The sequence below is a fragment of the Microbispora sp. ATCC PTA-5024 genome, from assembly GCF_000511135.2.
GTDB classification, from domain to species: Bacteria; Actinomycetota; Actinomycetes; order Streptosporangiales; family Streptosporangiaceae; genus Microbispora; species Microbispora corallina.
In genome coordinates this window covers 512,023-522,205 of the sequence record NZ_KI866526.1, presented here as the reverse complement: position 1 = coordinate 522,205, position 10,183 = coordinate 512,023, and the positions used below count along the sequence as shown (strand labels likewise).

Annotated in this window: 7 protein-coding genes; 5 read left to right on the top strand and 2 right to left on the bottom strand. The window is 74.6% G+C overall.

Going from position 1 to position 10,183, the window contains the following annotated elements; all coding sequences use genetic code 11:
* Nucleotides 1–242: 242 nt before the first annotated feature.
* Entirely contained in the window at nt 243–3,575 is a 3,333-nt protein-coding gene (locus MPTA5024_RS33095) for an AfsR/SARP family transcriptional regulator (RefSeq protein WP_036331643.1), read from the top strand.
* A gap of 35 nt (nt 3,576–3,610) precedes the next feature.
* On the opposite strand, the gene MPTA5024_RS41530 is transcribed toward MPTA5024_RS33095, so the two are convergent.
* Nucleotides 3,611–4,162, bottom strand: a complete 552-nt coding sequence (locus MPTA5024_RS41530; protein ID WP_157099858.1) for a hypothetical protein — start codon at nt 4,160–4,162, stop codon at nt 3,611–3,613.
* A gap of 156 nt (nt 4,163–4,318) precedes the next feature.
* Between MPTA5024_RS41530 and MPTA5024_RS33085 the strand changes: the two genes are divergently transcribed.
* Nucleotides 4,319–4,816, top strand: a complete 498-nt coding sequence (locus MPTA5024_RS33085) for a DedA family protein (RefSeq protein WP_051458956.1) — start codon at nt 4,319–4,321, stop codon at nt 4,814–4,816.
* A 20-nt stretch (nt 4,817–4,836) separates the two neighbouring features.
* Nucleotides 4,837–5,745, top strand: coding sequence for a D-alanyl-D-alanine carboxypeptidase family protein (locus MPTA5024_RS33080; protein WP_036331640.1), 909 nt, complete (start codon nt 4,837–4,839; stop codon nt 5,743–5,745).
* A gap of 93 nt (nt 5,746–5,838) precedes the next feature.
* Here the strand turns inward: MPTA5024_RS33080 and MPTA5024_RS33075 are convergent, their stop codons facing one another.
* Nucleotides 5,839–6,666 (bottom strand): TrmH family RNA methyltransferase, encoded by an 828-nt coding sequence (locus MPTA5024_RS33075; protein WP_036331637.1) that lies wholly within the window; start codon nt 6,664–6,666, stop codon nt 5,839–5,841.
* 318 nt (nt 6,667–6,984) lie between these two features.
* Here MPTA5024_RS33075 and MPTA5024_RS33070 point away from each other — a divergent pair, with 318 nt between their 5' ends.
* Together MPTA5024_RS33070 and MPTA5024_RS33065 are read left to right on the top strand one after the other, a co-directional pair.
* On the top strand, nt 6,985–8,838 hold the full coding sequence (locus MPTA5024_RS33070) for a substrate-binding and VWA domain-containing protein (RefSeq protein WP_232326746.1): 1,854 nt from the start codon (nt 6,985–6,987) through the stop codon (nt 8,836–8,838).
* Nucleotides 8,839–9,016: 178 nt separating this feature from the next.
* The coding region (locus tag MPTA5024_RS33065; RefSeq protein ID WP_036331634.1) for an RNA polymerase sigma factor at nt 9,017–10,183 on the top strand (1,167 nt) is incomplete at its 3' end.

Sequence of the window (10,183 nt, the reverse complement as noted above, 5' to 3'; positions counted from 1 at the left end):
CGGCGCCGCGCCGGCGGCGGGCGGCGCGCCGCGCGCGGCGGAGGACAGCCGCGCGCTGGAGCACTGATCGGCCCGACGCGGGGATCGCCCGGCACCACCTAAGATCTCAGGGCGAGAGAGTGAGGGTGTCGGGGTTGCCAAAGAGCTTGTGCCCGCTTCGCGGGCGCGCATACCGTTGCGGCTGACATGGAGCGGCAAGCGACAGCCGGCGGGCACGACGCGCGGCAGTGGGTGAGCGTCCGATGAGCGCGGTCGCGTTCCGGGTGCTCGGCCCGGTGGGGGCGCACGACGGGGCCGACGAGCTCGACCTCGGCGGCCTGCGGCAGCGCGCCGTCCTGGCCCGCCTGCTCGTGGCGCGCGGCCAGGTCGTCCCGGTGGACACCCTCCTGTTCGACCTGTGGGACGACGACGCCGCCAAGGGCGCCCAGTCGGGCCTGCAGGTCTACATCTCGCGGTTACGCCGCGTCCTGGAGCCCAACCGCCCCCGCGGCGGTCCCAACCGGCTGCTCGTGACCGTCGCCTCCGGCTACGCCCTGCGGGCCGCGCCCGAGCAGGTCGACGCGCTGCGCTTCGAGAGCACGGTCCGCTCCGCCGGGGAGCGGCTGGAGGAGAACCCGCAGGCCGCCCGGGCGCGGCTCGACGCGGCGCTCGGCCTGTGGCGGGGCACGCCCTACTCCGACTTCGCCGACCAGCCCTGGGCCGAGGCCGAGGTGACCCGGCTGAACGAGCTGCGCCTGGTCGCCAGGGAACGGCACGCCGACGCGGGCCTGCGGATGGGCCTGCACGCCGAGACCGTCCCCGACCTGGAGGCGCTCACCACCGAGCACACCCTGCGCGAGGAGGGCTGGCGGCTGCTCGCGCTGGGCCTGTACCGCTGCGGGCGGCAGGGCGACGCGCTGGCCGCGCTGCGCAAGGCCCGCTCGATCCTCGACGACGAGCTGGGCATCGACCCCGGCCCGGCGCTGCGGAAGCTGGAGTCGGACATCCTCTCCCAGGACCCGGGGCTCGACTTCGTGCTCCCGGCGCCCCGCAGGCCGGTGGAGATCACCGCCACCTGGCCGCCGCGGCCGGTCGAGGCCGGGGACGCGCCGCCGCTGCAACCGGAGCCGTTCGTCGGCCGCGACGCCGAGCTGACCACGCTGGCGGCCGCGGCGCCGCGAGCCCAGGCCGGGCGGTTCACCGTCGCCGTGATCAGCGGCGACCCCGGCGCCGGGAAGACGACGCTGGTACGGCAGCTGACCGGGCGGCTGGAGGACGAGGGCTGGGTGGCCGCGACCGGCGGCTGCCCCGACAGCACCACGACGCCTCCCGGCTGGGCCTGGGTCGAGGTGCTGCGGGCGCTGATCGCCCGCAGGGGCGCCGGAGAGTACGCCTCGCTGCTCGCGCCGCTGCTCGACGACGCCGCCCCCGACACCGGCGACGACGAGGCGTCGGGAGGCTTCCGCCTGCACCGGGCCGTCGGCGGCTACCTGTCGGCGGTCGCACGGGAGGCCCCGCTGCTGATCCTCCTGGAGGACCTGCACTGGGCCGACGACCAGACGCTCGCGCTCCTTCGGGCGCTGCCGAGCCTGGTGGCGGCCAGCCGGGTGCTGCTGGTCGTGACCTGCCGCGACGGCGAGCTGAACGACCAGCAGCAGGACGTGCTCGCCGCGCTGGCCCGGCACGACCCGGTGCGCGTCGGCCTCGACGGGCTCGACGACGCCGCCGTGGCCGAACTGGTCCGGGCCACCTGCGTGCGCGACGTGGACGACGAGGTCGTCAGCACGATCGTCGAGCGCGCCGGGGGCAACCCGTTCTTCGTCAAGGAGACGGCCCGGCTGTTCGAGGCCGAGGCGGACATCTCCGAGGTGCCCTCGGGCGTGCGCGACGTGCTGCGGCGGCGCATCTCCCGGCTGCCGGAGCGGGCCCAGCAGGTGCTGCTCCAGGCCGCCGTGATCGGCCGCGACGTGGACGTCGACGTGCTGGTCGACGTGTCGGGCGACGAGGACGCCGTGGTCGACGCGGTCGAGGCGGCCCTGCTCGCCGGCCTGGTGACCGAGCCGGGGCCCGGCCTGCTGCGGTTCGACCACGACCTCGTCCGCGACACGATCTACTCCGACGCCTCACGCCTGCGCCGCTCCCGGCTGCACGCGGCGGTCGCGTCGGTGATCGAACAGCGCAGCCCGAACGACGTGGCCGCGCTCGCCCACCACTACGACGCGGCCGGCACCGTGGACACCGCCGCGAAGGCCGTCCGGTACGCCGGGCTCGCGGCGGAGCAGGCGGAGCGGCGCTTCGCCCACCGCGAGGCGGCCTCGCTCTGGCAGAAGGCCATCGCCGCGTTCGACCGGGCCCATCCGGGCGGCGATCGCGTGCGCGAGCGGCTGGAGCTTCAGCTGCGGATGATCCGGGCGCTGGCGCTGGGCGGCGACATGACGGCCGCCCGGTCCCATCGGCGCGACGCGATGGACGTGGCCCTCCCGCTGGGCGACCTGGAGCTCACGGCCCGGGTCGCGGCCGCCCTGGCCGTGCCGCACAAGGGCATCGCCCGCGACTTCACCCGTACGGCGTGGGAGATCGTCGACGTTACTGAGAAGGCGCTTTCAGAGCTGCCGGCGGGCGAGCAGTCGCTGCGGGCGAGCCTGCTCGCGACGCTCGCGCTGGAGCTGGAGGGGTCGGCGACGCAGCGCGGCTACCAGGCGTCGCTGGAGGCCGAGGAGCTCGCCCGGTCCAGCGGTGACCCGGCGCTGCTGGCCATGGCGCTCAGCGGGCGGCTGCGCCAGTCGTACACCCTGACCCAGGTCGACGAGCGGGAGACGATCGGTCGCGAACTGCTACGCGTGGGGGCCGAGTCGGGCCAGATCTCCGTGCAGACGCTCGCCCACCTCGTGCTGCTGGAGTGCGCGGCGGCCCGCGGCGACTTCGCCGAGGCCGACGCGCACCTGGCCCAGGCCGAGCGCCTCGGGCGGCAGTACGACCTGCCCGCCCCCGCGGCCGTGGGGGCCTGGTACGCCGGTCAGCGCCTCATGATCACGGGTGACTACGCGGGGGCCGAGCGCGCCTACCGCAACGCCGCCCGCCTGACGGCCCGGGCCGGCATGCTGGAGGGCCGCCAGGACCTGCCGCTCATCGCGACGTTCTGCCTCCACCTGGTCGACGGCCGCGCGGCGGAGATGGTCGACCCGCTCGGCGAGGCCCACCAGCGCGGCGCCAAGTGGACGCTCGACGCCTACGCCGTGGCGCTCGCCTCCGCCGGGCACCTCAAGGACGCCCGGGCCGTGGCCGTCGTCCGGGACCCGGTCCGCACCGACTTCCTGTACGAGCTCGCCCTCATCTGGCGGGCCCTCGCCGGGATGACGCTCGACGACGAGGACCGGATGCGGGAGGCCTACGAGAAGCTCGTGCCGTTCGGCGACCGCATCGCCGGGGCGGGCACGGGCGTGGTGGCCCTGTGGCCGGTCGCGCGCACCCTCGGGGACCTCGCCGTACGGCTGGGCCTGCCGGCCCACGAGCACTACGAGAAGGCCCTGGCCGTGGCGGAGCGGGTCGGCGTCCCCCGCTGGGTGGACGAGGCCCGCCAGGCCCTCCACGCCTGAAGTCCCGCACCGCCGCGACCGGCGGCGCCCGAGGGTCAGCAGGCGATCCTGAGGGAGGAGCTGCGGTAGGTGTGCGCGCCGGTCTGCAGCCGGACCCGGTAGAGCCCCGGGTTGTCCACCACCGTGGGGGCGAACTCGACCACCCGGGACCCGCCCGCGAAACCGTTCCTCGTGGACAGGTAGGTCTGCCAGACGCGCTCACGGGTGTTCCAGCGCTGGAGGCTCCAGCCGTAGGAGAGGCCCGCGTCCCCGGCGTCACCCGGGGAGAGGAGGGCGCGCGCCCTGAGTGCCCGGGCGCACCCCTCGCCGCCGGGGGTGGCGGCGAGGGTCACGGTGCCGGGGGCGGGAGCCGAGTCCGCGAAGGCCCCTGTGGTGACCGCCGGCCCGGCGCTCCCCGTGGCCTGCTCCCGCTGGACGGCCGGCGTCGTCGCCGCCGTCCCGGCCACCCTGGTGACCAGCCTTTCGCCGCCGGCGGCGTTGGACGCCCCGATGTACGCGGCGGTGACCGCCAGGGTGGCCACGAGCAGCTTGGCCGCGGTGGCCGTGCCACTCGCCATGATCGGCATCACGCTGCTTCGCGGACTCATCGCGCTCCCCTTTCCTCGCACCTCAGGTGTACGAGGACGTGGTTGATCCCCGGTTGACGGCGGCTTGCAGCGGGAGCCGCGGCTTGCGGGTCGCGGGACGCCCGGCGGTAATGTGAGGCTGTCCTTAAGATCCGTTCCCCCTGGCGGTGAGCGCACGTGCGGATCCCCGACCCGGCGTCGGCCTCGCTCTTCGGCCTGCCCCTGTGGCTGGTCGTCGCGGCCGGCGCGGTCGCGCTGTTCGGCGCGTTCCAGGTCTACTACTGGATCGGGCGGCGGCTCGGCGAGGCCCTGTACCGGTCCCGGGCCGGCCGGCGGATCGGCCGCCGTCGCATCGAGCGCGTGGAGGCCCTGGTCCGCAGGTGGGGGGCGTTCGCCGTCTACGCCTGCTTCTGGGTGCCGGGCCTGCGGCACACGCTGCCCTGGGTCGCGGGCGCGCTGCGGGTGGACTACCGGTGGTACCTGGCCGCCAGCGCGCTCGGCTGCCTGACCTGGGTGCCGGTGACGGCGTTCGGGCTCTACTCCCTCCTGTGGGCCTGGCTCTCGCTCGCGGCCCGCTCTCCGGCGCTGGCCGTCGCGCTCGTCGCGGTCGCCGCCGCCGTGGCGGCCGTCGTCGTTCTGCGCCGCCGGAGCAGGAACGCTCCCGCCGCCCCCTGAGGGCATGGGATCATGTCGCAATGCGTATCGGGGCAATCGGCGCACTCTCCGCCGCCATCCTCCTGAGCTGCGCCCCCGCGGCGCAGGCCCGCCCCTCCGCCCTCCCCGGCGGGGCGGCCCCGCCCGTGACCGCGCGCGCGTCGGCGGGAACGGTCCCGTCCGGCGCGCGGGACGACGCCCCCGCCGTGACGGCCCCCGAGGCGTACCTCATGGACGCCGCGTCGGGCGAGCCGCTGATGGCCAAGCGGGAGACCCGCAGGGTGCCGGTGGCGAGCCTCACCAAGGTCATGACGGCCTACGTCGTGCGCCACCGTGCCCGGCTCGACGACGTGATCACCATCACGAAGACCGACGTGCGCCACGCCGCCGCCAACGACGCGACGACCGCCGGGCTCCGGCCGGGCGAGCGGCTCACGGTCCGGGACCTGCTCTACGCGATGATGCTGCCCTCCGGGGCCGACGCGGCGCACGCCCTCGCCCAGCGGTACGGCCCGGGCGTGGACCGGTTCGTCTCGCGGATGAACGCCGCCGCCAAGAGCCTGGGGATGCGCGACAGCCGCTACGCGAACGCCGACGGGCTGCCGTCGAGCGGCTACTCCACCGCGCGGGACCAGGCCCTGCTGGCGCGTGCCGCGCTGCGCGACCCGGTGATCGCCGCGGTGGCGAAGACCCGCAAGCGGGTGATCGGCAAGACCGCCGTCCACCGGTCGCACACCTGGCGCAACACCAACAAGCTGCTCGACGAGGGCGCCCTCGGGCTGAAGACCGGATACACGCACAAGGCGGGCTACTGCCTGACGTTCGTGTCCCCGCTGGACGACGGCCGCAAGGTCATCGGGGTGCTCCTCGGCGAGCGCAGCGACGTGGCGCGGTTCACGACGGCCCGCGCCCTGCTGGAGTGGGCCTCGGGGGGCGGCCTCCCCGAGTGACGCCCCCGCCGGGGCGGCCCTGCGCACGGCCTCGCTCGGCCGCTCGGGGCTCCCGGGTCGGGGGCCGGCCGCTCCGGGTTCGGGCGTTAGGGTTCAGCCGTTGCGCATGAGGCCGTGGCAGGCGATGGCCGCGGCGGCGACGACGTTAAGCGAGTCGACGCCGAGGTCCATGGCCTGAGGGCTCATCCGGATGCAGACGGGCGCGTCGGCCTCCTTGAGCCAGTGGGAGGACAGGCCGTCGCCCTCGGAACCGAGCATGAGCGCGACCGGGCCGTCCAGCGGCGCCTCGTCCAGCGGGACGGCCGACTGGTCGGGCGTGAGGGCCAGCAACCGGAACCCGGCGGACCGCACCTCGGCCAACCCGCCGTGCCAGTCGTCCATCCGGGCCCACGGGATCGCGAAGACGGCGCCCATCGACACCTTGACCGACCGGCGGTAGAGCGGGTCGGCGCAGCGGGGCGACAGCACGATCGCGCCGACCCCGAGCGCGGCCGCGCAGCGGAAGACGGCCCCGACGTTCCCGTGGTCGACCAGGTCCTCCAGCAGCAGGATCCGGCGGGGCGCATCAGCGGACGACCCGCCCCCCGCCAGCAGTTCGGCGACCGAGGGCGGCCGGAGGCGCTCCATCGAGGCGAGCGCGCCGCGGTGCACCCGGAAACCGGTGATCCCCTCCATCACCTCGTCGGTGACCACGTAGACCGTGACGTCCGCGATGACGTCGGCGAGGTGGTCGAGCCACTTGGGCGTGGTCAGGACCGACCGCACCGGGTAGCCGGCGCCCACAGCCCTGCGGATGACCTTCTCGCCCTCGGCCACGAACAGGCCCCGCTCGCCCTCCAGGCTCCGGCGCAGGTCCACGTCGCGCAGGCGCACGTAGTCGGCCAGGCGCGGGTCGGCGGCGTCGTCGACGGGGATGAGCACGGCCCAAGAGTACGGCGTGCGCCCTCCCCCTCCACACGCCCGCGCGCCACGTCGCGCCTTCGCGCGCACCCGGCGCACGCCCTGCGCGCCACACCCCCGGCGCCTCCGTGACAGCCTGGCGGGGCGGCGCGCGGACTCCTCCGGAGGCCGGCGGCGGGCGGCCGGAGGGTGCGTCCGGGTACGACTCCTGACTCCGCCCGGGGGTTTACACCCTGGATGCTCGCTATGACTTTTCGTAATTCCTGCACCAAAACCGGCGTTTTGCCACAGTTCAGCTTGCCAGTATCGTTCCGTAAGCATTACGCGGAATCTCCCGTTATGGTCCCCCGCAAGGGCGCGCACCGGTGGGAGCCAATCGACACCGAAGAGGGCACCGTGGGCGGACGGCACCGCACAGACGAACTCGATGGCGGCTACAACCCCCAGTACGATCCCCCGCCGCGCCGCCGGGCCGGGCGGGGAATGGTGTTCGTCCCCCTGGCCGGAGCGGTCGCACTGGCCGTGCTCCTCGGCGTCGCGGCGTACGTCGTGGTGAACAAGAACCCGAGCTGCGGCGGCGGCAAGATCTCCCTCACGGTGGTCGCCTCGCCGGACATCCAGCCCGCCGTGCAGAAGGTGGCCGGGAAGTTCGCCCAGTCGGGCACGTCCGTCGACGGCAAGTGCGTCGCGGTCAGCGTCAAGGCCGCCGGATCCGCCGACGTGGCCAACGCGATGGCCGGCACCGGCCCGACGAGCGGCAAGCTGGACCCGGACGTCTGGATCCCCGACTCCAGCCTCTGGCTCGCCGGCCTGGCGAAGAGCGGCGCCGCGCCCAAGCCCTCGGGGAGCGCCGCCCACTCCCCCGTCGTGCTGACCGCCTCCAAGGCGGGCGCCGAGAAGCTCCAGTCGGCCTTCAGCCCCGCGAGCTGGACCGGCCTGATGAGCGCCGCGAACGCCGCCAACCCGGACGGCCTGGCGCGCAAGGTCCGCGTGCTCGCCCTCGACCCGACGCAGAACGCCGCCGGTCTCGGCGCCCTGCTCGCCGGCGCCACCGTGCTGCGCCAGGCGGGCGGCAGCGAGGAGACGCTGGTGGGCGTGCTGCGGCAGCTGTCGGAGTCCACGGTGTCGACCCCCGACAGCCTGTTCGCCACGCTCACCAAGGCCGCCGCCCGCATCCCCGTGGGCATCTCCTCCGAGCAGGCCGTCTGGGCGTTCAACACCAAGACGACCCCCTCGAACCCGGCCGTCGCGCTCTACCCGACCGAGGGCACGGTCAACCTCGACTACCCGATCGTGGTGACCGCGAAGGACGACGCGACCCGCAAGGCCGCCCAGGCGTTCGCCGCCGACCTGACCTCCCCGGCGGGCCGCAAGACCGTGCAGGACTACGGCTTCCGCACCCCGGACGGCAAGGGCGGCAGCCTCCTCAAGCCCGAGAACGGCGTGAGCGCGAAGAAGCCGGCCGAGCTGCCGCTTCCGGACGCCGCGACCGTCACCCAGCTGTCCCAGGCCTGGCACCAGATCAAGCTCGGCACCAAGCTGCTCGCGCTGCTTGACATCTCCGGCACCATGGCGCTGCCCGCCGACAGCACCGGGATCAGCCGCATGCGCGCCGTCACCGACACCGCGCAGGAGGGCCTGAAGCTGTTCCCGGACAAGGCCGAGGTCGGCGTGTGGGCGTTCTCCGACGACCTGCAGCGGAAGGGGATCGACTGGCGGCCCGTCGTCCCGATCGGCCCCCTGGCCCAGCAGATCAACGGGGTGACGCGCCGTGTCCTGATCGCGCAGGCGATGCAGCAGGCCCAGGTCAAGACGACCGGCAACACCGGCCTGAACGACACGCTGTGGGCCGCCTACCAGAAGATGACCAAGGAGTACGAGCCGGACAAGGTGAACACGATCCTGCTGTTCACCGACGGCGTCGGCAACGACGACCCGAACGGCGGCATCTCCAACGCGCAGATCCTGCAGAAGCTCAAGCAGGCGTACGACCCCAAGCAGCCGGTCAGCATCCTGATCATCTCGTTCAACACCAACAAGGACGAGGACAGGGCCCAGATGACGAACATCGCCAAGGCCACCGGTGGCGCGGCGTACTTCCCGCAGACCGTGCTGGAGATCCGCAACATCTTCCTCAAGGGCATCGCCAGGCGCCTGTGCGCGCCCAACTGCGGCGCCTCCGCGCAGCAGTAGCACAGCAGTAGCGCACCGCGCGCACCAGCAGTCGCAGCGGACGGCTTCCGCACCAGTTTTCCCAGGTCATGCCCGTTGGGCATGGCAGCGGAAGCCGTAAACGACCTCCGTCAAGGGGGCGTCCTTCTCGTGTGGGGATCGGCAGAACCTGGTCCCGTCATACGGGGAGGAATGCGCGTTGCCCGGATGGCCCGGCGTCGGGCGTGCCGACGACCACCGACTGCTGGAGGCGCTGCGGCGCGGGGACTCCCACGCGCCGTCGAGTCTGTACGAGGCGTACGCCGACCGGCTGGCCGACTATGCCTCCACGCTGACGCCCGACCCGGACGCGGCGGCGGACGCCGTCCACGACGCCCTGGTGGCCGCGCAGGCGTGCGTGGAGCGCCTCAAGGAGCCGGTGCGCCTGCGGGCCTGGCTCTACGCCCTCACGCGCTTCCACTGCGCCGTCAGGAGCCGGGGGCGCACGGGGGCGACCGGTCCCACGGCGGTGCTCGCGACGGCCGAGGAGTCCGACGACCCGTCGCTCGCCGCGCTCGTGTACGAGGCCCTGGCTGAGCTCGGGGGCAACGAGCGGGAGGTCCTCCACCTCGCCGTACGGCACGGCCTGTCCACGGGCGAGGCGGCGTCCGTGCTCGGGCTCACCTCCCGGCAGGTGTCGGCCCGGCTCGGGCGGGCGCGCGACCACCTGGAGAACGCCGCGGCCGCGATCGTCCTGGCCCGCGTCGGGCGGGCGCACTGTCCCGACCTGTCCGCGCTGGTCGACTCGGGGGTGGGCGCGTCCTGGCAGGACGGGCCGCTCGGCACCGCCCTGCGCAAGCGGCTGAGCAGGCACATCGCCGACTGCAAGATCTGCGCGGAGGGCCGCGCCCGGCACGTGTCCGCCGACCGGCTGCTCGACCTGATCCCCATCGCGTTCCCGCCGCTGTCGCTGCGCCGCCGGGTGCTCGACACCTCGCTGAACCCGGAGCGCGAGGGCACGCGCCGCGCCGTCGTGGAACGGGCGGGCTTCGACCGCCGCGGCTTCCCGGTCGTCCCTGAGGGCCGCTCCCGGCGTACGAGGGGCCGGGCCCGGCGGACCCGCGCCACGCCGATCATGCTGGCGGCCGCCTGCGTGTTCGGCACGGCCGGCGGACTCGCGCTCGTGTCGGGGCAGGCCCCGGCGAGCCACCTGGAGGCGGTCCGGATTCCGCCCACGCCCCCGCGGGACGACCTCGGGTTCGGCCCCTCCGACGGCGCGCAGGAGACCCCGCCGGAGACCGCCGGCCCCGAGGAGACGTCCCCCGAGCCGTCCGGGACGCCGGACGGGGGAGGGACGCCCTCCTCCGCCCCCACCGCCCGGGCGCCG